Here is a 24,126-nt window from a genome sequence, read left to right as displayed (position 1 = left end):
GCCCGTGCCCGGACCTACCGAACTGGCCACCGCCTACATCAGCCTCGTCCCGTCGATGCGGGGTGCGCAGGGCGAGATCGCCCGGTCCCTCATCCCCGACGCGGAAGCCGCCGGCGACCAGGCCGGTGAGCGCACCGGGAACCGGTTCGCGTCGAAGCTGAAGGGCGCCATCGCGGGCGCTGCGATTGGCGCCGCGATCGTCGGTTCCTTCGCGGGCCTGTACCAGGTCGGGTCCGTCTTCGACGACGTCGCTGACACCATCCGTGTGCAGACCGGTGCGTCCGGTGAAGCGCTCGGGGAACTGTCGAGCATCGCCGAGCAGGTCGGCAACACCATCCCGACGTCGTTCGAGGACGCCGGCTCCACCGTCGCATCGGTGAACCAGCGCCTCGGGCTCACCGGTGACGCCCTCGAGAAGGTGTCGTCGCAGTACATCCAGGCCGGGAACATCCTCGGCGAGGACCTCGACATCCAGTCGACGACGGCAGCGTTCTCCGCGTTCGGCATCGAGGGCGACGCCGTGTCCGGTGCCCTCGACCAGCTGTTCCAGGTGTCGCAGGCCACCGGTGTCGGCATGAACGATCTCGCCGCGTCGGTGCAGAAGAACGCACCTGCGGTGCAGAACCTCGGTTTCTCGTTCCAGGACACCGCCGCTCTCGCGGGCTCCCTCGACAAGGCCGGTCTGAACACCGGCCAGGTCATGGGTGCCCTGTCGAAGTCCCTCGTCACCCTGTCGAAGGACGGCGAGAAGCCGGCCGACGCGTTCCACCGCACTGTCGACGAGCTGAAGGGCTTCATCGACGCCGGCGACACGGCGTCCGCGATCAACCTCGCCGGGAAGGTCTTCGGCGCGAAGGGCGCGTCGCAGCTCGTCGGCGCCATCCAGGGCGGCACCCTCGCCCTCGACGACCTCACCGGCGCGGCCGGGCTGAGCTCGGACACGATCCTCGGCCTCGGTGCTGAGACGGCGGACTTCGCCGAGTCGTGGACGATCGTCAAGAACAACTCCCTGTCCGCGCTGAAGCCGCTCGGCGACGCCGTGTTCAACTCGGCTGGCGGCGGCATGCAGAAGGTCGCGGCGCTGTCGCAGACCCTCGGCCCGAAGGTGTCGGAGGGGCTGACCGCCGGGCTCGCTGCGGTCGGGCCGCTGTTCTCGACGCTCGGGTCCACCCTCGGGCCGCTGATCGGGACGGTCCTGCAGCTGTGGCAGTCGTTCTCGCCGCTGTCGCTCATCTTCAAGGTCATCGAGCCGCTGCTCCCGACGCTGCTGTCCGCGTTCACCGGGCTGGCGACGACGCTCGGCGGCGCGCTGATGACGGTCCTGCAGTCGCTCCTCACGGCACTGTCGCCCGTGGTCACGATCCTCACGTCGACCCTGACCTCGGTGCTCGCCACCCTGCTCCCGGTCATCGTGCAGCTCGCGACCACGTTCGGCGGTGTCCTCGCGTCGACGCTCACCACCCTCGCGCCGATCATCGGCACGATCGCGGCGACCCTCGGGTCGGTGCTGTCGAGTGTCCTCGTGGCGCTCATGCCGCTCGTGACGCTGCTCGCGCAGCTGCTCGGCCAGGTCCTGAACGCGGTGCTGCCGCTGATCACCCCGATCCTCGGCCTCGTCGCGGCGCTCCTGCCGCTGCTGGTGCCGATCATCTCGCTGGTCGGTGCGCTGCTCACACCGCTGATCAACCTGCTGGTGGCGCTGCTCACGCCGATCCTCGCGCTCATCGCTCCGCTCGTCTCCGGGCTGGCGTGGGCGCTCGGGCTCGTGGTGAAGGTGCTGACGTTCATCGTCACCGGGATCACGACAGCGCTGACCTGGTTCGTGAACCTGCTCACCGGGTCCGGGAACGCACGCGACCAGATCGCGGCCATCTGGGGCGCAGTCCTCGGGTTCTTCTCCGGCCTGTGGGACAAGATCGCCGGGTTCTTCTCCAACGGCATCACGAAGGTCCTCGGGTTCGTCAACGGGCTGAACGGGATGATCCTCGACGCCCTCAAGGGCGCACCCACCCTGCTGCTCGACATCGGGAAGAAGATCATCGGCGGCCTCATCCAGGGCATCAAGAACGCCATCGGTGGGGTGAAGGACCTCCTCGGCAAGCTGACGTCGATGATCCCGGACTGGAAGGGTCCAGCCCGGGTGGACGCGAAGCTGCTCGTCGGCAACGGGTCGCTGATCATCCAGGGCCTCATGGACGGCATCTCGGGTGAACGCGGTGCGCTACAGGGCCTCCTCGGTGACATCACCGAGGAGATCCCGAGCGCGGTGTCGTTCGCCCCGTCGCTCGCGGCACGGACGCAGGCAGCCCGGGCCGCAGCTCGAGCGCAGACGCCGGCCACCGCTGGCGCTGGCGGGTCCGGGAAGGCGGCGGTCGAGCAGCACATCCACCCCGCACCGGGCATGTCCGAGGAGACCATCGGCCGTGTGGCCGCGGACTCGCTGAACTACGAACTGAGGCGAGGGTGACGTGTTCCTGATCGACGTGGCCGGCTTCACCATCTGGGGCCAACGCAACCGAGTCGCACCGTCGCCGGTGTTCATCACCGAGGACGGGTTCACCGGCTGGGACGACACCCCGGACATGCGGAGGTCGTCGATCGACCGGCCGAACGCGCACGGAGAGTTCGACGCCGTCGGGTACCTCACGGCCCGCACGGCGTCGTTCTCCGGGCACGTCGTCACCGGGTCCCCGCAGGAGACGGCGGCGCTCGGGCAGCGGATGCGCGGCCTCCTGTCGGACGGCAGCCTCGGCCGGGTCACGGTACAGCGTGACGACCACTCTGAGTGGGCGGACGGCCGGTTGGCGTCGTCGACGAAGTTCACCGTGCACGGCAGCGACCCGACCGTCGCGGACTGGCAAATGCAGTTCTGGTTCCCGGACCCCCGCAAGTACGGGGCCATGAACCACGAGACGTCGTCCAGCGGGTCGCTCGTGACACGGCACTTCGGGAACACGCGCGCCTCGACCCGGTTCGTCGTCTCCGGCGACGCGGAACGGTGGCGCATCACCGGCCCCGGCAGCCGGTCCGTGCTCGTCACGCAGCGGCTCTACCCCGGCCACCCGCACGTGTACGACATGGCGACCGGGCAGCTGGTCATCGAGGGCGTCGTGCAGTACGGCGGCGTCGAGGTCGCGGACTCGTGGACGGTCCCCGCCGGACGGCAGCTGAACCACACCCTCTCCGCGACCGGCTCCGCCACGGCGGAAGCGTTCACCTACGACACCTACGTCTGATCGGGGGCACCATGTGGACCTTCCACATCTGCGCCACCCGCACCGGCGAGAAGATCACGCAGGTCACTCCGACGTCGGGCTCCTTCACCCGCAGGATGAACGGCGTCGGCTCCGGCACGCACAGCTTCATCGCCGCCGATCTCGGCGCCGGCGAAACCGTCAACGCGCGCCGCAGCTCCCGGGTGGACCTGACTCGCACCTGGTCGCGGACGCTCGTGCAGTGCTGGGACGACAAGCCGATCTACGCCGGCCTCATCGTCGGGAAGACAACGAAGACGGACGGCACGGTCGACATCAGCACGGTCGAGTTCCGTGAGCTGTTGAAGTACCGGACCACGTTCGGGATCAGCGGCTACAACGGCAAGGCCGACGAGCAGCTGCTGCTGAAGAACCAGACCCTCGCGTCCATCGCTGGGTACCTGATCTGGGACGTGATGCAGGGGCCGACGTCGAACTGGCAGCTGCCGCTGATCCTCCCGCCTCGGAACATCACTGGCCCGCACGACCGGACGTACCACGAGTACAACCTGCCGGTGATCGAGACAGAGCTCGCCGCCATCCAGAGCACCCTCAGCGGTCCCGACGTGGACTTCGAGCCGTCGTGGGCGGACGACAACACGCTGCAGTGGACGGCCCGGGTCGGCGACCTAACGGGCAACACGCTCGAGTGGAATCTCGCCGTCGAAAAGCCGGCGCTCACGGACTTCACGTTCCAGGAGGACGGCAACAAGCAGGGCAACGTGTTCTACGCGGTCGGGAACGGGTCTGACCGGGACATGCTCCTCGCGACGTCGTCGACGGCGATCCCGTCGGACGAGCTCGCGCTCGAGCGGTTCGTTCGCTACTCGCAGGAGAAGCAGATCGACGTGCTGCAGCGGCGGGCGAACGAGAACCTCCGCGTTTACAAGACGCCGACCCGGCAGTACTCCTACGCCATGCAGGCGGACGGAACGCCGGGGCTGCAGCAGCTCCGCATCGGGCAGACGCTCAACACCTACCTCGCCGACAACGAGTGGATCACCGACGGCTGGGTGGAGAACCGCCTCATCGGCTTCTCCGGCGATCTCACGAACACGATCAAGCTGCAGCTGCAGTGAGGAGGCACTGATGGGGATGGTCGACGACCTGTCGGACAACAGCGAACTCAAGGACCTGAAGGAACGGGTCGCCGCCCTCGAGTCCCGCGACCCGCTGTCCAACTCCGCAGTGTCCGGCGGCCGCACCCGGTTCATCGGCGAGGACTCGTTCCTCATCGAGGGATCGGGTGGGGTGAGCGGAACCCTCACGATCACGGGGCTCGAGGTCGTCGACGGTGAGCTGCGCATCACTGGCGAGCTGAACGTATCCGGACCGACGAACCTCGGCGGCGACACCGACATCACCGGGTCCACGACAGTTACTGGCAGCTTCCGCGTCACGGGACCGGTAACGCTCGACGGCGACACCGCCATCAACGGGGAGACCGTCATCAACGGCGACACCACGGTGGAGGGGCCGTTCCGTGTCCGCGGACCGATGGGCGTTTACGGCGCCCTAGGCATTCACGGGAACACGACGATGGACGGCACCCTCGGCATCGAAGGGGACACGACGCTTTCCGGCGACCTCGAAGTCGACGACAACGGACGCATCACCGTGGGCGGCATGACGATCGGCAAGTTCGGCGGCCGCGGAAAGGTCGACTTTGGGACCGCGGAGCTCGCGTCCGATGGCACCCGTGCAGCGATCCAGGCGGGATCCGCGCTCGTCGGTGCCCGCGTTGGAGCCGCGATGCTGCTGTATGCCGGCAACGGCTTCGTAGCGGACAGCGCCGGCCTCTACATCGCGAACCTGCCGTCGACGTCGAAGCCGCCCAACCTCTACTGCGACCCCGACGGCGGCAAGCTCTACCGATCGACTGCGACAACCGGAACGGAGGTCTGACATGCCCATCGTGACCGGCACGCTCCGCGACTTCGCCATCACCACGCTCGCCGCGTACAACCCCCGCATCATCTTCACGGCTTCCGGGGTGGCGACGTCGTCGACGCGTCTGTACTCGACGAAGCCGATCGTCGCGACCCCGAACCTCGCCGGCGACTTCGAGGTGTTCCTGCAGGCGACCGAGGACCTGAACCCGCTGGTCTGGTACACGATCCGCATCGAGTGGCTCGACTCCGACGAGGGCTACGTCGGCGTCGACCTCGCCGACTGGAAGCTGTTCGTCCCGTCCGCCGGCGGGTCGATCGGTGACTTGATCGGCATCCCGCCGAATCCGGCGCTCGTGTGGGTTGGCGTCGACCCGCCGTCCACGCCGTCGACCACCGTCTGGTGGTTGCAGGTGAACCCGGACGACCCGGACGACCCGGACGCCACCGGGATCCTCTACGAGTGGGGCTGAGCCGCCACCGTCCGAACCAGTGAGCCGTCCCTTCGGGGGCGGCTCTCGTCGTTGAAGGAGGCCGCATGGTCGCCAGATTCAGCGTCGGGAAGTCCTCGTACGGGGACCTCCGCGGCGTCGAGCAGTTCGTCATGTCGGCCCGGATCGCACTGCAGGTGCTGTCCGTCATCGCCGACTTCAATGCCTGGCAGCGGGACCGCGGAGCCGTCGGGTTCCTCTCGGTCAACGAGGGCATGCGGTCCCGGGCCCGACAGTCGTGGCTGTGGGCCATGCGCTTCATCCTCGGGGTTGTCGTCGCCATCCCGTTCACGTCGCGGCACGACGAGGTCTTGCACGGCAACGCGATCGACTTCGGCATCACAATGCCGGGCGGGTCGAACCGGGCGCTCACCGCCGAGGAGTTCGCGAAGCTCCACGAGCTCGTCGAAGCGCGCGGTGGTACCTGGCCGGACTGGGCGAAGACCGCGCCTGAGCCGTGGCACCACGAGATGGCGACCCGCGCCGAACTCCTGCCGCCGTACCCGAACGCCGCAGAGATCGTCGCGAACGACCTCGACCCCACCGTGCCGACGCCCGCGCCGGCACCCACCCCGCCAGCTCCCATCCCGACGAAGGACAGCGACATGCGACACGGACTCTCCACGAAGACCCGCACCTACTACGACATCGGCGAACTCACCGTCTCCGGCACCGGCCGGAAGGCGCGTGCCACCGCGAACGCGAAGGCCACCCGCGGCATCGGCACTCTCTACCGGCGGATGACGCCGTCGCAGCTGATCGACCTCCTCGAGGAGGTGCAGGACAACCGCGTGGACCTCGGCTACCCGCGCAGCCGGCGCATCGACCAGCAGATCCAGAACGAGAAGGCGGCATAAGCATGGGTGACCACGAGAAGCAGCAGATCGACGTCCAGACGATCTGGTACCAGGGCAAGCGCGTCCTCCGCACCGTCGTGCAGGTCGTGCTCGCCGCCGCCGGCGTCCTGACGGTCGTCGTCGCCGTCGCCCCGGAGATCATCGCCGCGATCGCCGACGTCGTGCCGGGTCCGGTGCTCGTGTGGCTGACCGGCGCCGTCGCGTCGCTCGCTGCGGTGTCTGCCGCGCTGACGAAGATCATGGCGATCCCGAAGGTGAACGAGCTCCTCACGCTGATCGGTCTCGGCTCCGTGCCGAAGGCGGTCGCTAAGGAGACCGCGGCCGCGAAGACGCCGGACCTGCAGCCGGCGCTCTTCGACCCGTCCGCCATCGACCTGCGCAAGCAGCAGGGTTCCGTGATCTCGGGCTCACTCGAGGTCAGTCACCCCGTGATGATCACGGGTGACATGGCCGTGGAGGGTGACGCTGCGGCTGGGGGCGCTGATGGTCGCCACTGACCCGAGGCTGAACCAGCGGCGTCTCTGGTGGGAGCGGCTCCTCTGGATCATCGACATGGTCGCGTACGGCGTCATCGGGGTGTCCGGCGCACTCGCGCTCGTGCACGTCTCCGACTACGTCCTCGACACCCTCCTCGGGCAGCGGTGGATCATCACCCTGTTCGCATGGCTGATGGTGACCGCGTGGCTCGGCCTCGCCGGACGAGCGTCCCGGGTGTGGGCGGTCGAGTACGTCGGCAACGTTGCAGCGGGCTGGGGTGCGTTCGTCTACGCCGTCGTCCTGTCGTCTGGAGCGTTCGGGGGCAGCGCGTCATTCGCTGCGTTCGGCGTGGCCGTCGTCGCGACGCTCGGGATGGTCCGTCGGTACGCCGAGCTCCGCATCTTCACCTCCGAGCCGGGGATCCGGACCAAGGGGTGGCTGCGCGACGTGCTCGATCGCCGCACACGCAACGTCGTGCCGCGGAAGCACTACTGAGGGGGAACCGGATGAACATCGACGCTGTCACCCTCGTCGCGGCCCTGGGCGGCGGCGCCGGCATCAGCGCCGTGATCCAGGCCACCACGACTGTCATCCGTCTCGTCCGTCGAGGAGTGTCCGTGCGTGAAGGTAAGCGCCGAGTCGACATCGTGCAGCAGCGCGACGAGGCACTGCAGGCGGCGCACAAGGAACGTGAGCGCGCGGACGCACAGCAGGCTCGCGCCGACGCCGAGCAGCAGCGCGCGGACTGGGCGGACGCGAACCGGCAGATCGCTGTCGAGAACGAGCAGCGCGCTCGTGAGCACGCGGCCGACCTGCGGGTCCGGCTGATCGAGGCTGGGCAGTCGCGGGATCGGCTGCCGGAGTGGCCGGACATGGATCGCACGATCCCTCGAGCGGAGTTCGACCGGCTCCGCAAGAACACCCCGCCTGCGGCGGACTGAGCAGCCCCACCGGGGCGGAGTGGAGCACACGCATGGTGTGGAGGAAGAAGGCGGACCTGCGCGGGCCGCGTGGCGCCGCCGGTCAGAACGGCCGGGACGGAGGCCGTGGGTTCGACGGGAAGGACGGTGCGCGCGGACCCCAGGGCCTTCCCGGGCCCGACGCGATCCCCGCAGCCGAAGCCGTCGCCGCGTACGTGGCCAACGACAGCCCCGTGAGGACGCAGCTCGACAACCGGTACGGGGCTTCCCCGATCGGCTATGACATCGTGATCCTCGCGGGCCAGTCGAACATGTCCGGTCGTGGGACGCCGTTCTCGGCGATCACGGACCCGCCCCGTCCGCGCATCATGCAGTACGGCAACACGGGCACGGCGAAAAACACCATCTCGCCGGCGTCGGAACCGCTGCTGATGCACGACTACCCGTCCGGCATCGGCCCGGGCCTGCAGTTCGCCCGCTGGTACGCGTCGCGGCGGCTGGACCGGAACCGGAAGGTGCTCCTCGTCCCCGTCGCTCACGGTGGCACGCCGCTGTCGTCGACGGCGGCACTCGGATGGCGGCGCGGCGTGACCGGCAACCTCTACGACAACATGCTCACCCAGGTGCGAGGCGCACTCGCAGCTGGGGGCGAGACGTCGACCGTGGTCGCCGCCCTCTGGCTGCAGGGGGAGACCGATGGTGACAACAAGATCACCGGGCAGCAGTACCAGGCGGACCTCGACGAGCTGATTGTCGGCCTCCGCGGGGACCTGAACCTGCCCACCCTGCCGTTCATCATCGGCACGATGGTCCCGGAGTACCTCGGCACCGGGACCCGGTCGCAGATCAACGCGGTGCATCGTGACACCCCGAATCGGATCCCCGGTACGGACGTTGCGGTGTCTGCGAAGGACGCGAACCTCGGCGACGGCAACCACTTCAACGCCGCCGGCCAGCGATACAACGGCCGTGCGATGTGGGAGGCGTACGAGCGGGTCACGGCGGGGCTGCTGCCGTACTCGGAAGCCCCGTCGCCGATCCAGGTGCTCGGTCTGGCGAACGCCGCGTCCGCGTACTCCCTGCGGAAGGTGGCGGACGCGGGCTACCTCGGCAAGGCGGTCAACGTCCGCCGCTCGAGCGACAGCGCGACGATGGACATCGGTTTCTCCGGTGGCGCGCTCGACACCGCGGCACTGCTGAACTTCGCGGGTACCGGTGATGCGTTCGTGGTCACTTGGTACGACCAGTCGGGAAACGGCCGCGAGGTCACCCAAACCACGGCGGCCGCGCAGCCGAAGATCGTCTCCGCCGGTGCACTCGTGACCAACGGAGGCAAGCCGGCTGTCTCGTTCGACGGGGTCGACGACTGCCTCGTCAACTCCGTCCCGGTACTGTTCGCCGCTGGCGCGGCAACCGTCGCTCAGGTGCTTTCGGCGCCGACGGGTACCGCGCAGGCTCGGGTCTGGTCGGAGTCCGTCTCGACAGCATCGGGCGAGCAGTACGGCCTCCTGCAGCCGGACGGCACGACGACCGCGACGCGGGCCTACGCGTACCCGCTGATGACGAACGCCTTCGCGGCCGGCACGGCAGGACTCAGCCCGACCCGGTCGTTCTTCGACGGCACGGCGCACCAGGCGTCGGCAATCGACACGGGTACGTCGATGTCGAGTTGGGTGGACGGTGTCTCCGATGTGTCGGCGTTCACCTACACGCGGACGACGAGCTCGAAGAACCGGTTCACGATCGGCGGTGTGACCCGGTCGGGTTCGCTGGCGCCGCTCGGGATGAAGTTCTCCGAGTTCGTGTCGTTCGCCCGGGTGCTCTCGTCGGCCGACCGTCAGTCGGTGGATGCGAGCCAGAAGGCGTTCTACGGAACGCCCTAGGCGATCGCCTGCATGGTGCGGTCACGCTCGCCGCACTCGGTGGAGCAGTAGCCGTTCTCGACCGCGAGCTCGTTACGGCAGAACCCGCAGAACAGCTTCTCGGTCTCGATGCGGGAGTGCAGCCACCGGCGGAACGTCGCTACGACGCCGTGCTGATCTGCGCGCGGCGCGCTCGTGATCCAGGCGTACAGGCCACCAACTGCAGTCACCACGGCTGCGACCATGGCGAGGACGAGGAGGCCAGCAATCATGGCGTGAGCGTACCTCGGCCAGCGCGCCAACGACTAGACCCCCCTCGGGTTCCTTCGGGAGCTCGAGGGGGGTCTTTCGTCGTGTGCTGGGTCAGACGCCGCGGAACGCGAGGGCGTAGGCGCCGCAGTCGTCGGACTCGCAGACGAGCGTCATCCCGTCCCAACGTCCGCCCTCGGTCCCGACGAACTTGTTGCAGGACTCGCAGCGGGAGGCTCCGTTCCGGCCGCCCGAGGTGTCGAAGATCGACCGGAGAGCACGGAGCAGCGACATGCCGCAACGGTACCTCGCGGCCTACGGGCGGCACCAGCGCTCTGTTAGTCTCCGGTCCATGCGAAGGATCCTCGTGGTCGCCGCGGGGGTCGTGCTCACAACGGTCGCTGCTGCCCTCACCGTCCGTGAACCGCTGATCGCACCGCTGCTGATCGCGGTCATCGCGTCGATCCTGATCCTGGCGCTCCGTCCGGCGTGGACCATCTACCTGACGCTGATCCTCGCGTTCACCGCGCTGCCGACGTTCATCCCGACCGAGTTCAACGTGGGCGGGAACACGATCCGTGCGCACGAGCCGTTCCTGCTCCTCGCTGCCCTGTACTCGGTGGCGAAGTTCAAGGCGACCCGCCGGCTGAACCTGCTCACGCTGGCGTTCGCGGCGTTCGTCGCTCTCGGGTTCCTTGTCGGCTTCGCCGAGCAGAACGCGGGCACGAAGCTGCTGTACGACGCTCGCCCCGTCGCCGAGGGTGCTGTGATGATCTTCGTCGCCGTCCGCGTGTACGGCACCAACATCGCAGCGACCGCGTTCCGGGTCATCAAGTGGGTGCTGTGGGTCTCCGCCGCCGTCGTGCTCGCCGGCGCGACGCTCGGCATCGAGGTCGGCGGCCGGACGGAGGAGGCGAGCCTGGCGAACCCGGGTGCTGCATCCGGGGCGGCGACGCGGCTGCTCACGAGCGCGACGTTCCCAGCGCTGGCGGTCCTGTGCGCCGTCGTGGCGATCGTCATCGCGAAGCGGGCCACGCTCCGGAGTACGTGGGTGTTGTCCGTCCCCGCGGCGTTGATCGTCGTGCTCAGCTTCTCTCGCAACTCGATCCTCGCTCTCGCCGTCGCGATCCTCTTCGCGGTCATCGCGACTCGCACGGTGTCGTCGGCGCTCCGGGCGGGCGGCATCGTCCTCGTGACGATCGCAGCGTTCGCGCTCCTCATCGTGCTGAACCCGGTCCTCGCGACCCTGCCGGGCGGCGACTTCATCAACACGCAGGTGACGAGCTACTCGAGCCGGGTGCTCAGCGGCCTGACGTCGGACGTGCAGGCAACCGACGCGTCCGTACAGTTCCGCGCCAGCGAGGACGCCTGGCTGCTGCGGGGGATCGCGTCGGCACCGGTGTTCGGTCATGGGTTTGGGTTCGCGTACAAGCCGTCAGCCGGTACGTCGAGCTTCACGCTGGACTACGCGCCGTACTACGCGCACAACTTCTACCTCTGGGCGGGCGTGAAGACTGGCCTTCTCGGTGTGCTGCTGTTCGTGCTGTCGGTCGCCAGCCCCCTGCTCCGCTCTCTCAACCGGCCGACCGTGGCGACGTTGGGGATCGCGGCCGCGCTGGTGGGGATGCTCGCCGCGTCCTACGTCGCGCCTGTGCCGCTGAGCTCGACGTCGACGATCCTGTTCGGCGCCCTCGTCGGGGCGCTCGCCTGCGCCACCGAACGCGGCCGAGGCGACGTCGCGGCGAGCGAAGACGTCAGCGCCGCTCCTTCAACTGTCGCCGCGTGACGCGGTCTCGCTCGAGCCAGGCTCGGTGCGCGAAACCCATGTGGACGAACTGGACGTAGACCCGGTCGCCGGCGTCCGCGTCAACGAACCCGGGGACCCGCTGCCAGCCGGTGCGACTGAACTCGACGCGCACCCACACCGGCGTGTGGTCGACCCACTCCGATAGCGCGACTCCCTCGACCCCGAACGGCTGGTCCTCGGGTGGGTCCGGGTGGATCGGCGGGGACCACTGGTACTGCGGCATGCGGGCATGATGCCCGGCACCGCTGACAGCCGCTCTCCCGGCTCGGTGCGCTGTCGGTGGGCGGAGAGACCATGTGGCCATGAACGACAGCGAGAGGGCCATCCTGGGGTTCGAGGAGCAGCATCCGCGGAACGACCGAACGAAGGAAGCGGCGATCCGGACGGAGTTCTCGATGTCGTGGGTCCGGTACCGGCAGCGGCTCGGCCGACTGGTGCAGCGGCAGGACGTTCTCGAGGAGTACGCCGTGGTGGCGCACCGTGTGGAGCGGGCGACCACGGCGGCCGTCGCCGCCCGCGTTCGACGGTCGTTTCGACCCTGATGCCCCACGTCTGCCCCACGAGGGCAAGAACCGAAGAACCCCCGGCAGTCTGCTCGCGCAGGCTGACCGGGGGTTTCTGTCGTGGGCCCCGTGGGGCTCGAACCCACGACCCTCGGATTAAAAGTCCGGTGCTCTACCAACTGAGCTAGAGGCCCTCGCGACCAAGGGTATCGGGAGAGCAGCGCCTACACTGTCGCGGTGCCTCGTGAACACCACCGACCCGTCCAGTTCACCGACGCCGAGTTCGCCGCCATCCAGGGTGGCGAGGACCCGGCGCTGGTGAATCGCGTCGCGCACGACACGGCGAACGCGCTCCTCCACCGCGTGCGGGAGGACCCGGACCCCGCCGTCGTCGAGCGGCTGGTCACGTACACGGACGTGCACGGCATCGACGCGATCGCCGAACTGTGGGCCCGCGTTGGCGCACACACCCTGCCGGGAGCGCTCTGGCGCATCTACCTGGTGCGGACCGTCATCCGGCAGAACCCCGAGGAGATCGCCTACCTCTTCGAGCGCGGCACGCAGCTCATCGGCACGATCGACCAGGCCGTGGCGGGTGCCGAGGAACCGACCGGGCCGGCGGAGATCCTCACCCTGTCCGACCGGATCCTGCACGGGTTGTACACGGGCGACTTCGCGGTGGCGCTCGAGCGCGGGGCCGCGTTCGCGCGGCTGACCGCCGCGGGGGCGACCTCGGTCGCGGATGATTCGGACCGCACGGCCCAGGAGCGGGCATCGGCGCTGACGACGCGTGCGTACCGGCTCGCGGAACTGGCCGAGGACCTGTCCGCCGCTGCGGCGCTGTGGCGTCGCGACAGCCTGGACTGACCGCCCTCGTATCCTGCCGCTCGCCTGCACGGTGACGGACACGAGCACCGTTCGGCGGTCGAGACGTCCGTCAGGACGGCGCCGCGTCGGGCGGACGCGGGTCGCCCGGGTCCGAGTCCGGACATGAGAAGACCGGGCCGCAGAAGCGCCTCTCGGCGCGAGGCCGCTCGGAGCGGCGAATATTGGAGCCCGGGGCTTGCTGCGGCCCGGCGAGATCAAGTGTACGAGACACCTTCCCGTCCGTACCCAGGTGTTCACTCTGGGGGGACAGATCCGCCACCGCGCGCGCCGTGGACAGCACTCCGGGTCCGCTCGCGCTCCCAGCCCGCAACCGGTCGCGGTGCCGCGCTCGCACCCCGTAGCGGCGCTCAGTCCGCACCCTCGCGCGCTGCCCAGCCCGCACCCACGCGCGGTGCCCGGGCTGTTGTCGCATCCGGGCCTCCCGTCAGCACCCGCATCCGGGCCTCCCGTCAGCACCCGTGACCGGACCTTCCGTCAGCACCCGTATCCGGGCCTGCAACGGACGCGTCGGCGCGGTGCGGCCGACGCCCGTCCAGAGCACGCCGACCACCGCCGCGGCGCCCGCAAGACTGTCCGCCGACCGCAGCGGACATCCGAAGCGATCCTGACCCAAACCGACGGCGCGAGGGTGCCGAATCATCAGCGTGACCGTTGCACGACGATCACACGAGGTCCCCGTGCGACCCGGGCCCGCTCCCGGGTCAATTCCCTGTGGGTCGCACGGGGCCTCGGCACCTGAACCCGGCACCACCCGCGTAGCGACCGCTGCGTCACCCGATCCGAACGGGACCCGACTGATGACCACCGCGACCGCCGTCGCCGAGCGCTCTGTCCAGTGCGCGCGGAGGACGCCGTACACACGGGAAGGAGGAAAACCTGCAATGCTCACTCTCGTGGAAGGCGACATGGATGGTTGGACTCCCGCCGCCCCGGAACCGGTGTCGGCGGACGACCTGCTCATCCGGGTCGCGACCGGCGACCAGGCTGCGTTCTCCGACCTGTACGACGAGCTGTCCGGCCGGGTCCTCGGACTCGTGACGCGGCTCCTCAAGGACCGGGCGCAGTCGGAAGAGGTCACGCAGGAGGTCTTCCTCGAGGTCTGGCAGCAGGCCACGCGCTTCGACCAGGCCCGCGGCAGTGCCGCCAGCTGGGTGCTGACGATGGCGCACCGCCGAGCGGTCGACCGGGTGCGGGCATCGCAGTCCTCCCGCGACCGGGACACGAAGATCGGCATCCGCGACTTCGAGACGGACTTCGACTCCGTTTCCGAGTCGGTCGAGATCCGACTCGAGCACGAACGCGTCAGCCGGGCGCTCTCCCGACTTACCGAGTTCCAGCGGCAGGCGGTGCAACTCGCCTACTACGGCGGCTTCTCGCACAGCGAGATGGCCGAGCGACTCGGGGTGCCGATCGGCACCGTCAAGACCCGTCTCCGCGACGGGATGATCCGACTCCGTGACGAGATGGGGGTGAACTCATGACCGAACGACACGACGACCCGGAGCTGATGACCGGCTCCCACGCCCTCGACGCGCTCAGCGACGAGGAGCGCCACTCGGTCGAGCAGGCCCTCCGCACCGCTCCCGAACTCCGACTCGAGGCCGACTCGCTGCGCGAGACCGCCCTCGCCCTCGCCTACGCCGTGCCCCCGGTCACGCCCCGCGCCGACCTCAAGGCCTCGCTCATGGCGAAGATCGCCCAGACGCCGCAGCTGCCGGCGCTCGATCAGTCAGCTTCCGACGAGGAGCGCATCGTCGAGCCCGTCCAGGAGGCCCGGCCCGCGCCCGTCGCCGACCTCGCCTCCGACTCCGGTCGCGCCGCGACGAAGGCCCGCGCCCGCTGGTTCCAGCGTCCCGCGGCCGCCCTCAGCGCCGCCGCCGCCGTGGCCGTCGTCTTCCTCGGTGTCGGCCTCGGCGTCGGCCCGTCGCTCTTCTCGGACGACGGCGGCGCCCCCGCCACCACGCAGGCTGCCTCCGGCCTCGACCAGATCTACGCGGCGCCGGACTTCCAGCGCAGCTCGGCGAAGGTCAAGGGCGGCGGGACCGCCACGGTCGTGTGGTCCGGGCAGCTCGGACGCTCCGCGGTCATCCTCGACGGGGTCAAGGCCGCGCCGAAGGGCAAGACCTACGAGCTCTGGTACATCGGCTCGCAGGAGTCCGGCGGCACCATCGAGGCAGCCGGGCTCATGCACGACGTCGACGGCGGCGTCCGGTCCGCCGTGCTCCGCGGCACGATGGTCGCCGGTGACACGATCGGCATCACGGTCGAGCCGGCGGGCGGGTCGGACCAGCCGACCTCCGAGCCGGTCGTGGCCGTGCCGACGTCGGAGGCCTGAGCGCCGACGCGCCTGCGCCACGGACGGGAGGCTCCCACCAGCTGGTGAGGAGCCTCCCGTCCGTTCGTGGTGCGGCCGGTCCGCCGAGCGGCGAGACGCCGCCGGGCACGTGAGACGCCGCCGAGTGGGCCGGACGCCGCCGGGTGAGCCAGACGCCGCCGGGGGCTGGACGCCGCCGGGCGGCCCGGACGCCGGCGGGTGGGCCGGACGCCGCCGGGTGGGCCGGACGCCGCCGGGTGGGCCGCGCCGCCGGGTGGCTGGACGCCGCCGAGTGAGCGAGACGCTCCGGAGTGGGCCGGACGCCGCCGAGTGGGCCGGACGCCGCCGAAAACGGCGGCGCTTCGCTGCGCTCGGGGCGTCTCGTACGGACGGGGGCGTGCCGTGCAGACGCGGGCGTCCCGTGTGGACGGAGTGTCTCGTGCAGACGGGGCGTGCCGCGCAGACGGGGGCGTCCCGTGGGGACGGGGGCGTGCCGCTCAGACGGGTGTGTCTCGTGGGACGCAGGCCGTGCCTGTGGACGCAACGACAGGAGGCCCGGTGCCGTCCGTGGCGGACGTGCACCGGGCCTCCCGGCTGGTGGTCAGCGGACCGACCGGCGGCTGATCACCCGAAGCGACCCGAGACGTAGTCCTCGGTCGACTTGACCGACGGGTTCGAGAAGATCGTCGCGGTGTCGTCGAACTCGATGAGGTGACCGGGCTGGCCGGTGCCCGCGATGTTGAAGAACGCGGTCTTGTCGCTGACGCGCGAGGCCTGCTGCATGTTGTGGGTCACGATGACGATCGTGAAGTCCTTCTTCAGCTCCTCGATGAGGTCCTCGATGGCGAGGGTGGAGATCGGGTCGAGCGCTGAGCACGGCTCGTCCATGAGGAGCACGTCCGGCTGCACGGCGATCGCGCGGGCGATGCAGAGACGCTGCTGCTGACCACCGGACAGGCCCATGCCGGGCTTCTCGAGGCGGTCCTTGACCTCGTTCCACAGGTTGGCACCCTGCAGCGAGCGCTCGACGATGTCATCGGCCTCGGACCGCGAGATGCGCTTGTTGTTCAGCTTGACGCCGGCCAGCACGTTGTCCTTGATGGACATCGTCGGGAACGGGTTCGGGCGCTGGAAGACCATGCCGACCTGACGACGGACGATGACCGGGTCGACGCCGGGGGCGTACAGGTCGTCGCCGTCCACCTTGACCGAGCCCTCGACGTACGCACCGGGGATGACCTCGTGCATGCGGTTCAGGGTGCGGAGGAAGGTCGACTTGCCGCAGCCGGACGGGCCGATGAAGGCGGTGACGGTGCGGGGCTCGATCGTCATGTCGACGCCCTCGACGGCCTTGAACTTCGAGTAGTAGACGTTGAGGCCGTCGACCTCGATGCGCTTGGACACGTGGATCCTTCTGGGTTGGGTGGTCGAACCGCCGAGGCGGGAAGTCGGGTGGAGGGGGGAGTCCGGTGTCCCGCGCTAGCGCGGGAGCTTCGGGGCGAAGAGGCGGGTGATGAAGCGGGCGAGCAGGTTGAGCACCATCACGATGAGGATGAGGAGCAGCGCTGCCGTCCAGGCCCGGTCGACGAACGGCACCGGGTTGGCGCCCTGCTGCGAGTACTGCGTGTACGCGAACACCGGCAGCGTCATCATCGGGTCCCCGAACAGGTCGTAGTTCATGCTCGAGGTGAAGCCGGCCGTGACGAGCAGCGGCGCGGTCTCGCCGATGACGCGGGCGATCGAGAGCATGACACCGGTCGTGATGCCGGCGAGGCTCGTGGGGAGCACGACCTTCACGATCGTGAGCCACTTCGGGACACCGAGCGCGTAGGAGGCTTCGCGGAGTTCCATCGGCACGATCTTCAGGACCTCCTCGGTGGAGCGCACGACGATCGGGATCATCAGCACCGCGAGGGCGATCGAGCCCACCAGGCCGAAGCGCGAGCCCGGGCCGAGGATCAACGCGAAGAGCGAGTAGGCGAAGAGGCCGGCGACGATCGACGGGATGCCCGTCATGACGTCCACGAAGAACGTGATGCCCCGGGCGAGCGGACCCTTGCCGTACTCGACCAGGTAGATGGAGGTCAGGAGGCCGATCGGCACGCTGATGAGCGCTGCGAAGAGCGTGATCTCCAGGGTGCCGACGAGGGCGTGGACCGCGCCGCCGCCCTCGGAGATGACCCCCCGCATCGAGTACGAGAAGTACTGGGCGTCGAAGCGGGCCAGGCCCTTCGCGAGCACCGTGTAGAGGAGGGAGATCAGCGGCAGCACCGCGATCACGAAGGCGGTGACGACGAGCGAGGTGATGAGCCGGTCGACGGCCTTCCGCCCACCCTCGACGATCCGGGAGAGGACGACGATGAGGACGTCGAACAGGACCGTGCCGAGGAAGACCGCGGCCACGATGTTGAAGTCCTCCGTGGCGCCGCTGGCGGCGAGCAGGGCGAACACCAGGCCGAGGGCGACCCAGCTGCCGATGAGGAGCAGCCACGGGACGGACTTGTGGAGCTTCCCGTTGGCGAAGACGTTGCCGGCGGGCTGACGGAGTGCGAGGGACATCGGGGTGCGACCTTTCCCGTCAGGAGACTCGCTTGCGGACGATGTACCGCGCGAGCATGTTGATGACCAGGGTGATGACGAAGAGGATCAGGCCGGAGGCGACCAGGGCGTTGAGTGCCGTGCCGGAGGCCTCGGCGAACTGCAGCGCGATGTTCGCCGCGATGGTCGACGGGTTGAGCGACCCGATCAGGTTGAAGGTGATGTTCGTCGACACCGAGAGGACCAGCGCGATCGCCATCGTCTCGCCGAGTGCACGACCGAGCCCGAGCATGATCGCGGACACGATGCCGGACTTGGCGAACGGCAGGACCGACATCCGGATCATCTCCCAGCGCGTCGCGCCGAGGGCCAGGGCCGCTTCCTCGTTCAGGGTCGGCGCCTGCAGGAAGATCTCGCGCATGACGGCGGTCATGATCGGGATCGCCATGACCGCGAGGACGATCGACGCGGTGAGGATGGTGCGCCCGGTCCCGGAGACCTGACCGGAGAACAGCGGGATCCAGCCGAAGTGCTCGTTGAGGAACTCGTAGAACGGGCGGACGAACCGTGCCAGCACCACGATGCCCCACAGTCCGTAGACGACCGACGGGACCGCGGCCAGCAGGTCGATGACGTACCCGAGCACCGGTGCCAGGCGGCGCGGCGCGTAGTGCGAGATGAAGAGCGCGATGCCGAGCGACAGCGGCACGGCCATGACGAGCGCCAGGAACGCCGACCACACCGTGCCGAAGACGAGCGGGCCGACGTAGTCCCAGAAGTTCGCGGCGTCGTTCGGCAGGTCGCCGGCCTTTGCCGAGAACGCAGGGAGGCTCTGCCAGATGAGGAACGCCGCGACGAGCGCGAGGACGAAGAGGATGAGACTGCCCGCCACGACGGAGGCGGTGGAGAACACCCGATCGCCGATGCGGACGACGGCCTTGGGCTTCGACGGGGTGGCGGTGTCCTGGTCTCGGACCGGTGCGGTCGTCATGGGGCTCCTGTCGGAGGATCGCGTCGGGGTGAGCGCGAGGGTTCGGGGGAGAGGTGGTTCGTGGGGATCCCGACGGGCGCGGAGGCGGCTCGCGTCGGGACGGGCGAGAGCCCGGACGCCGGTCAGGTGGGTGGGACCGGCGTCCGGGCGCGAGCGGGACTTACTTGATGGAGGCGACCGCCGCTGCGGCCTTCTCCGCGAGGTCGGACGACAGGGCGGCCGACTTGGCCTCCGTCGCCGCGGCCTTCTGCGCGTCCTCGGACACGACGTAGCCGAGGTACGCCTTCACGAGGTCGGCCTTGTCCTTGTCCTCGTACTCCTGGCACGCGATGGCGTAGGAGACGAGCACGAGCGGCCAGGCACCCTCAGCGGTGTCCTTGCGGTCGATGTCGATCGCGAGGTCGTTCTCCTCGCGGCCCGTGGCGATGTCGGAGTCGGCGACGACCTGGGCAGCGCCCTCGGCCGAGAGCTCGGTGGCCGTGTCGCCGACCATCAGCTTCGCCTTGTCGAGGTCACCGGCGCCGGAGTCGTCGATGTAGGTGATGGCGTTCGAGGCGCCCTGCATGGCCGAGGCCACACCGGAGGTGCCCTTCGCGCTGTCGCCGACCTGGAACGGGAAGGTCTGGCTGGGCTCTTCGGTCCAGACGTCGGGGGCGTTCGCCGCGACGTACTCGGAGAAGTTCTGCGTGGTGCCCGAGTCGTCCGAACGGTGGACGACCGTGATGTTCGAGTCCGGCAGGTCGACACCGTCGTTCAGCGCGGCGATCTCGTCGTCGTTCCACTTGGTGATCTTGCCGGAGAAGATGCCCGCGATGCTCTTCGCGTCGAGGGTGAGGTCCGAGACGCCGTCGACCTTGTAGGCGATCGCGATCGGGGAGATGTAGACGGGGATGTCGATGCCCTTGGAGTCCGCGGCGCAGTTCTTGAACTCGCCGGAGAGCTCCTCTTCCTTCAGCGCGGCGTCGGAGCCGGCGAAGTCAGCGGCACCGGACATGAAGTTCTCGCGCCCGGCACCGGAGCCGTCGGGCGTGTAGTTCACCGTGACGCCGGAGGCCTGCTCCTGGAAGCCGGCGGCCCAGGTGGCCTCGGCGGTCTGCTGCGCGGAGGAGCCCGAGCCGGTGAGGGTGCCGGAGAGCTTCGAGTAGTCGACACCCGAGGAGGCGGAGGGCGACGACGATCCGCCGTTGCCCGCGTCCTCGTTCGCCGCGCAGGAGGAGAGCACGACGGCGCCGGCGATCGCGATTGCCGCGACCGAGCCGATTCGCTTGATGTTCACAGGGGTCCCTTCGGGAGGTGAGTGCAGTGGGACCGCTGTGTGGTCCCCGGGCCGGTGCTGACCCGGGAGCGACTGTAGGGACGAGAGGTGACCGGGATGACGCTCTCCGGTGAACGGGAGGTGAACGCGGGGTTCACCCGGTGCGGGTCGGCGGACGCGGGTCGGCGTGCACGGGCAGGATCAGGGGCACGCTGCCCTCCGGCCGGGAGGCTCGGGGGACACCGCGGGCCTGTCACCGGCTGAGGTGGGTCCCGATGGTCGGCGTCCGTGCCGGACGCGGGTCCTGCCATGCTGATCTCTTCGGCTTCCCGACGGCCCGGCCGGGTGGCAGCCCGTGCTGACGGACGGCTGGTTCCAGGCTGCCCGTCCTGTCGGACGGCCCGGTTCCGGGTCATCCGTCCTGACGGGCTGCACGTCCTGGCGGTGGCCGGGCCGCCGGACGGCCGGGCTCGCCGATCGGGCGGCGGACTCCTCGCTGACGGGCTGCTCGGGCCTTTCGTCAGGCGCTGACGGTGTTGCGGTGCGTCTCGACCGCGACGAGCTTGCGGCCGGCGATGTGCATGACGGCGAAGTCCCCGACCGAGAGCATGGCGGCCCGGCGGAGGTCGAACCGCGCCCGGTCGTCGGCGGTGTCGTTCGCGATCCGGGAGATGATGTCCGGCAGCACGGGGCCGTGCGAGCACAGCACCGCGGACTTGCCCTTGTCGAGGCGTTTCCGTACGACGCCCTTGACGTCGGCGGTGCCACGTTCGTGCGCGTCCTGACTGATGTCGGCGGTGTTCGAGACGCCGAGCTTCGTCCTGGAGGACAGCGGCTCGACGGTCGCGAGGCACCGCGCGGCAGTGCTGCTGACGATCTTCTTCGGACCGAACGCCGCGACCGGCGCCGCCACGGACTTCGCCTGTGCCCGTCCGACCGGCAGGAGGGGGCGGGTCGCATCGGGCCCGTCCCAGTCCGAACCGGGGACGGTCTTCGCGTGCCGCAGGGCGATCAGGGCGAAGGTGTCGTGCTCGCCTGCCGCCGCGCGCTCGGCGAAGCGCTCGAGGATCGCGACGTCCCGCTCGTAGGTGAGCCGCGCGCGGGCGTCGTCGATCGACACCCACTCGACGGCGGCCACCTCGTCGTTCGGGCGGAAGACCCCCGCCCGCTCGAACTCCTTCCGGCTCACCCGCGCCGACCAGTAGTGCACGACCTTGTCGCGTCCGCTGGGCAGGACGTACTCGGCGCGACCGAGGGGAGCGCCGAGGTACACGCGGTACCCGGTCTCCTCGTCGATCTCACGCACAGCTGCTTCCGGCACGCTCTCGCCCGGGTCGACCTTGCCCTTGGGGAAGGAGACGTCCTTGTGGTGCTCCCGGTGGATGAGGAGCACCATCGGGGCGCCGTCCTGCTCGCGCCACACCACGGCCCCGGCCGCGACGACCGGGCCTGACTGACCGCCACTCACCGCGTCGAGCGCTTCCGAGCCGAGATCGTCCGCATCTGCACGTTCTGGGCGTCGTCGAGCGGACGACCGTCCTCGTCCGTCGAGCGGCGGGTCCACTCGCCGTCCGACTCCAGGTGCCACGAACTGGTGGTCTCGGCCATCGCGAGGTCGAACATCCCCTGGACCTCGTCGATGTGCGCGGGGGTGGTGAGCCGCACCAGGGCCTCGACGCGACGGTCGAGGTTGCGGTGCATCATGTCGGCACTGCCGATGAAGACGGCCGGGTCGCCGTCGTTGTGGAACGCGAAGGCCCGGGAGTGCTCCAGGTACCGTCCGACGATGCTCCGGACGCGGATGGTCTCACTGACCCCTTCGAGTCCGGGCTTCAGCGAGCAGATCCCGCGGACCCACACGTCGACGGGGACGCCGGCCTGGCTCGCCAGGTACAGCGCGTCGATGATCTGCTCGTCGACCATCGAGTTGACCTTGATGCGGATGCCCGAGGGCTTCCCGTCGCGGGCGTTCTGCGCTTCCGTCTGGATGCGCTTGACCAGACCCTTCCGCAGGTGCAGCGGCGCGACCAGCAGGCGCTTGAACTTCTTCTCGATCGCGTAGCCGGACAACTCGTTGAACAGACGCGTCAGGTCCTTGCCCACCGTGTCGTCGGCGGTGAACAGCCCCATGTCCTCGTAGATCCGCGAGGTCTTGGGGTTGTAGTTGCCCGTGCCGATGTGGCTGTAGTGCTTGAGCGTGCCGCCCTCCTGCCGGATGACGAGCACCAGCTTGGAGTGTGTCTTGAGCCCGACCAGGCCGTAGACGACGTGCACGCCGGCCTTCTCGAGTTTGCGGGCCCACGTGATGTTGTTCTGCTCGTCGAAGCGTGCCTTGATCTCGACGAGGGCGAGGACCTGCTTGCCGGCAGCCGCGGCGTCGATGAGGGCCTCGACGATGGGGGAGTCGCCCGACGTGCGGTACAGCGTCTGCTTGATCGCGAGCACGTTCGGGTCGGCGGCGGCCTGCTCGAGGAACGCCTGCACGCTAGTCGCGAAGGACTCGTACGGGTGGTGGACGAGGACGTCACGGGCGGCGATCGCGCGGAACAGGTCGGGCTTGGTGTTCGGCTCGCCCGGCTGGAACTGCACCGGGGTCGTCGGGACGTGGCGCGGGTAGTGCAGGTCCGGGCGGGCGATCTTGGCGATCTCGAACAGCCCGCCGAGGTCGAGCGGCGCCGGCAGGCGGTAGACCTCCTGCTCGGTGATGTCGAGCTCGCGCACCAGGAGGTCGAGCGTCACCGGGTCCATGTCCTCGGTGATCTCGAGCCGGATCGGCGGGCCGAAGCGACGGCGGAGGAGCTCCCGCTCGAGTGCCTGGATGAGGTTCTCGGCCTCGTCCTCCTCGATCTCGACGTCCTCGTTGCGGGTGATCCGGAACACGTGGTGCTCGAGGACCTCCATGCCGGGGAACAGGTCCGGCAGGTGGTTCGCGATGAGGTCTTCGAGGGGGATGAAGCGCAGCCGCCCAGAGTTGTCGTCCGGGAGCTTGATGAAGCGCGGGTAGTTCTGCGGCACCTTGAGGCGCGCGAACTCCTGCCGCTGCGACTTCGGGTTGCGCACCCGCACCGCCAGGTTGAGCGACAGACCGGAGATGTAGGGGAACGGGTGCGCCGGGTCGACCGCGAGCGGCATGAGCACCGGGAAGATCTGCTCGCTGAAGTACTCGCGCATCCGCAGGCGGTCGTCCTCGCCCAGGTCGGACCAGTGCTCGACGTGGATCCCGGCGGCGTCGAGGTCGGGCTTGAGCGACCCGATGAAGGCCTTCGCGTGCCGCTCCTGCAGCTCGTGCGCCTTCATCGCGATGTCGCGCAGGACGTCGCTCGGCGCACGACCGACGTTGGTGGGGACCGCGATGCCGGTGTCGATGCGGCGCTTCAGGCCGGCGACTCGGACCATGAAGAACTCGTCGAGGTTCGACGCGAAGATCGCGAGGAAGTTCGCACGCTCGAGCAGCGGCTGCGTCCGGTCCTCGCCCAGCTCGAGCACGCGCTGGTTGAAGCGGAGCCAGCTGAGCTCACGGTCGAAGTACCGGTCCGAGGGAAGCGACTCGTGCTCGATCTCCACGACCTCGTCGAAGTCGTCGAGGTCGTTCGCGACGGAGTCGCCGTCCAGCTGCGGTTCGGTGTCCATGGCCACATCCTGCCACCAGCACCCTGCACCGGGAGCGGCCCGGGTTGCGCCTGTGGAGACAGCCGGTGAACGGGCCGTTGTCCGGAGCCCGGATCAGCTGTCCACAGGAGGGTACGAGCGGGTGGACGAATCGGTATGGTGGTGCGCGTCAGAGCCTCCGGGGGATCTTCTGCGCGGGGGTGCAGGTACGAAGAGAAGAGG

24 protein-coding genes and 1 tRNA gene are annotated in these 24,126 nt (G+C 69.3%); 15 read left to right on the top strand and 10 right to left on the bottom strand.

Annotation, left to right across the window (positions count from 1 at the left end):
• The first annotated feature begins 4 nt into the window (after positions 1-4).
• The 10 genes from DEI95_RS13025 to DEI95_RS12980 all read left to right on the top strand — a co-directional run bounded on the left by DEI95_RS13025 (position 5) and on the right by DEI95_RS12980 (position 9,771).
• Complete coding sequence (locus DEI95_RS13025) at positions 5-2,467, top strand: phage tail tape measure protein (protein ID WP_111060509.1); 2,463 nt, start codon at positions 5-7, stop codon at positions 2,465-2,467.
• Between the two features lies 1 nt (position 2,468).
• A complete protein-coding gene (locus tag DEI95_RS13020) occupies positions 2,469-3,236 on the top strand; it encodes a hypothetical protein (RefSeq protein ID WP_111060508.1) in 768 nt (255 codons plus the stop codon).
• Positions 3,237-3,247: 11 nt separating this feature from the next.
• Positions 3,248-4,333, top strand: a complete 1,086-nt coding sequence (locus tag DEI95_RS13015; RefSeq protein WP_111060507.1) for a hypothetical protein — start codon at positions 3,248-3,250, stop codon at positions 4,331-4,333.
• Between the two features lie 10 nt (positions 4,334-4,343).
• Positions 4,344-5,159 (top strand): hypothetical protein, encoded by an 816-nt coding sequence (locus DEI95_RS13010; protein ID WP_111060506.1) that lies wholly within the window; start codon positions 4,344-4,346, stop codon positions 5,157-5,159.
• Between the two features lies 1 nt (position 5,160).
• Positions 5,161-5,616: a hypothetical protein gene (locus DEI95_RS13005; protein ID WP_111060505.1), complete on the top strand. Its 456-nt coding sequence runs from the start codon at positions 5,161-5,163 to the stop codon at positions 5,614-5,616.
• A 65-nt stretch (positions 5,617-5,681) separates the two neighbouring features.
• On the top strand, positions 5,682-6,491 hold the full coding sequence (locus DEI95_RS13000; RefSeq protein WP_111060504.1) for a hypothetical protein: 810 nt from the start codon (positions 5,682-5,684) through the stop codon (positions 6,489-6,491).
• A 2-nt stretch (positions 6,492-6,493) separates the two neighbouring features.
• Positions 6,494-6,988 (top strand): hypothetical protein, encoded by a 495-nt coding sequence (locus DEI95_RS12995; protein WP_111060503.1) that lies wholly within the window; start codon positions 6,494-6,496, stop codon positions 6,986-6,988.
• Entirely contained in the window at positions 6,975-7,463 is a 489-nt protein-coding gene (locus DEI95_RS12990; RefSeq protein ID WP_111060502.1) for a hypothetical protein, read from the top strand. Before DEI95_RS12995 ends, DEI95_RS12990 begins: the two co-directional genes overlap by 14 nt.
• Before the next feature lie 11 nt (positions 7,464-7,474).
• Positions 7,475-7,909, top strand: coding sequence for a hypothetical protein (locus tag DEI95_RS12985; RefSeq protein WP_111060501.1), 435 nt, complete (start codon positions 7,475-7,477; stop codon positions 7,907-7,909).
• 32 nt (positions 7,910-7,941) lie between these two features.
• Entirely contained in the window at positions 7,942-9,771 is a 1,830-nt protein-coding gene (locus DEI95_RS12980) for a sialate O-acetylesterase (RefSeq protein ID WP_111060500.1), read from the top strand.
• On the opposite strand, the gene DEI95_RS12975 is transcribed toward DEI95_RS12980, so the two are convergent.
• Together DEI95_RS12975 and DEI95_RS12970 are read right to left on the bottom strand one after the other, a co-directional pair.
• Positions 9,768-10,022 (bottom strand): hypothetical protein, encoded by a 255-nt coding sequence (locus DEI95_RS12975; RefSeq protein ID WP_111060499.1) that lies wholly within the window; start codon positions 10,020-10,022, stop codon positions 9,768-9,770. The genes DEI95_RS12980 and DEI95_RS12975 overlap by 4 nt on opposite strands.
• Positions 10,023-10,113: 91 nt before the next feature.
• Positions 10,114-10,293: a hypothetical protein gene (locus DEI95_RS12970; protein WP_111060498.1), complete on the bottom strand. Its 180-nt coding sequence runs from the start codon at positions 10,291-10,293 to the stop codon at positions 10,114-10,116.
• A gap of 58 nt (positions 10,294-10,351) precedes the next feature.
• Here DEI95_RS12970 and DEI95_RS12965 point away from each other — a divergent pair, with 58 nt between their 5' ends.
• The gene (locus DEI95_RS12965; protein ID WP_181436328.1) at positions 10,352-11,785 is read left to right on the top strand and encodes an O-antigen ligase; all 1,434 of its coding nucleotides are present in this window, start codon (positions 10,352-10,354) and stop codon (positions 11,783-11,785) included.
• Here DEI95_RS12965 and DEI95_RS12960 read toward each other — a convergent pair.
• Positions 11,754-12,029: a hypothetical protein gene (locus DEI95_RS12960; protein ID WP_111060496.1), complete on the bottom strand. Its 276-nt coding sequence runs from the start codon at positions 12,027-12,029 to the stop codon at positions 11,754-11,756. The two genes, DEI95_RS12965 and DEI95_RS12960, sit on opposite strands and share 32 nt — an antisense overlap.
• A gap of 79 nt (positions 12,030-12,108) precedes the next feature.
• On the opposite strand from DEI95_RS12960, the gene DEI95_RS12955 reads away from it, so the two are divergent.
• A complete protein-coding gene (locus tag DEI95_RS12955) occupies positions 12,109-12,348 on the top strand; it encodes a DUF3263 domain-containing protein (RefSeq protein ID WP_220036657.1) in 240 nt (79 codons plus the stop codon).
• Between the two features lie 82 nt (positions 12,349-12,430).
• On the opposite strand, the gene DEI95_RS12950 is transcribed toward DEI95_RS12955, so the two are convergent.
• Positions 12,431-12,503 (bottom strand) — tRNA-Lys (locus DEI95_RS12950).
• Between the two features lie 43 nt (positions 12,504-12,546).
• Here DEI95_RS12950 and DEI95_RS12945 point away from each other — a divergent pair.
• From DEI95_RS12945 to DEI95_RS12935, 3 genes are all read left to right on the top strand, one after another.
• Positions 12,547-13,176: a DNA-directed RNA polymerase subunit beta gene (locus DEI95_RS12945; RefSeq protein WP_110824142.1), complete on the top strand. Its 630-nt coding sequence runs from the start codon at positions 12,547-12,549 to the stop codon at positions 13,174-13,176.
• Positions 13,177-14,078: 902 nt separating this feature from the next.
• On the top strand, positions 14,079-14,678 hold the full coding sequence (gene sigK, locus DEI95_RS12940; RefSeq protein ID WP_110824141.1) for an ECF RNA polymerase sigma factor SigK: 600 nt from the start codon (positions 14,079-14,081) through the stop codon (positions 14,676-14,678).
• On the top strand, positions 14,675-15,532 hold the full coding sequence (locus DEI95_RS12935) for an anti-sigma factor domain-containing protein (protein ID WP_111060494.1): 858 nt from the start codon (positions 14,675-14,677) through the stop codon (positions 15,530-15,532). Before sigK ends, DEI95_RS12935 begins: the two co-directional genes overlap by 4 nt.
• Positions 15,533-16,135: 603 nt before the next feature.
• Here the strand turns inward: DEI95_RS12935 and pstB are convergent.
• The 6 genes from pstB to DEI95_RS12905 all read right to left on the bottom strand — a co-directional run bounded on the left by pstB (position 16,136) and on the right by DEI95_RS12905 (position 23,925).
• A complete protein-coding gene (gene pstB, locus DEI95_RS12930) occupies positions 16,136-16,915 on the bottom strand; it encodes a phosphate ABC transporter ATP-binding protein PstB (protein WP_110824139.1) in 780 nt (259 codons plus the stop codon).
• Positions 16,916-16,990: 75 nt separating this feature from the next.
• Positions 16,991-18,070, bottom strand: a complete 1,080-nt coding sequence (gene pstA, locus DEI95_RS12925; protein WP_110824138.1) for a phosphate ABC transporter permease PstA — start codon at positions 18,068-18,070, stop codon at positions 16,991-16,993.
• Positions 18,071-18,089: 19 nt separating this feature from the next.
• Complete coding sequence (gene pstC, locus DEI95_RS12920; RefSeq protein ID WP_110824137.1) at positions 18,090-19,040, bottom strand: phosphate ABC transporter permease subunit PstC; 951 nt, start codon at positions 19,038-19,040, stop codon at positions 18,090-18,092.
• A 160-nt stretch (positions 19,041-19,200) separates the two neighbouring features.
• Positions 19,201-20,316, bottom strand: a complete 1,116-nt coding sequence (locus tag DEI95_RS12915; RefSeq protein ID WP_111060493.1) for a phosphate ABC transporter substrate-binding protein PstS — start codon at positions 20,314-20,316, stop codon at positions 19,201-19,203.
• A gap of 499 nt (positions 20,317-20,815) precedes the next feature.
• Positions 20,816-21,763 carry an NUDIX domain-containing protein gene (locus DEI95_RS12910; RefSeq protein WP_111060492.1) on the bottom strand — a complete coding sequence of 316 codons (948 nt, stop codon included), beginning with the start codon at positions 21,761-21,763 and terminating at the stop codon, positions 20,816-20,818.
• Positions 21,760-23,925, bottom strand: a complete 2,166-nt coding sequence (locus DEI95_RS12905) for an RNA degradosome polyphosphate kinase (RefSeq protein WP_111060491.1) — start codon at positions 23,923-23,925, stop codon at positions 21,760-21,762. The genes DEI95_RS12910 and DEI95_RS12905 overlap by 4 nt, the downstream gene beginning before the upstream one ends.
• Between the last annotated feature and the right edge of the window lie 201 nt (positions 23,926-24,126).

Origin of the sequence: Curtobacterium sp. MCBD17_008 (assembly GCF_003234475.1) — a bacterium.
In the GTDB taxonomy this organism is placed as follows: Bacteria; Actinomycetota; Actinomycetes; order Actinomycetales; family Microbacteriaceae; genus Curtobacterium.
Note: the sequence above shows the minus strand (reverse complement) of the source record. Positions and strands in the feature narration are given on the sequence as shown.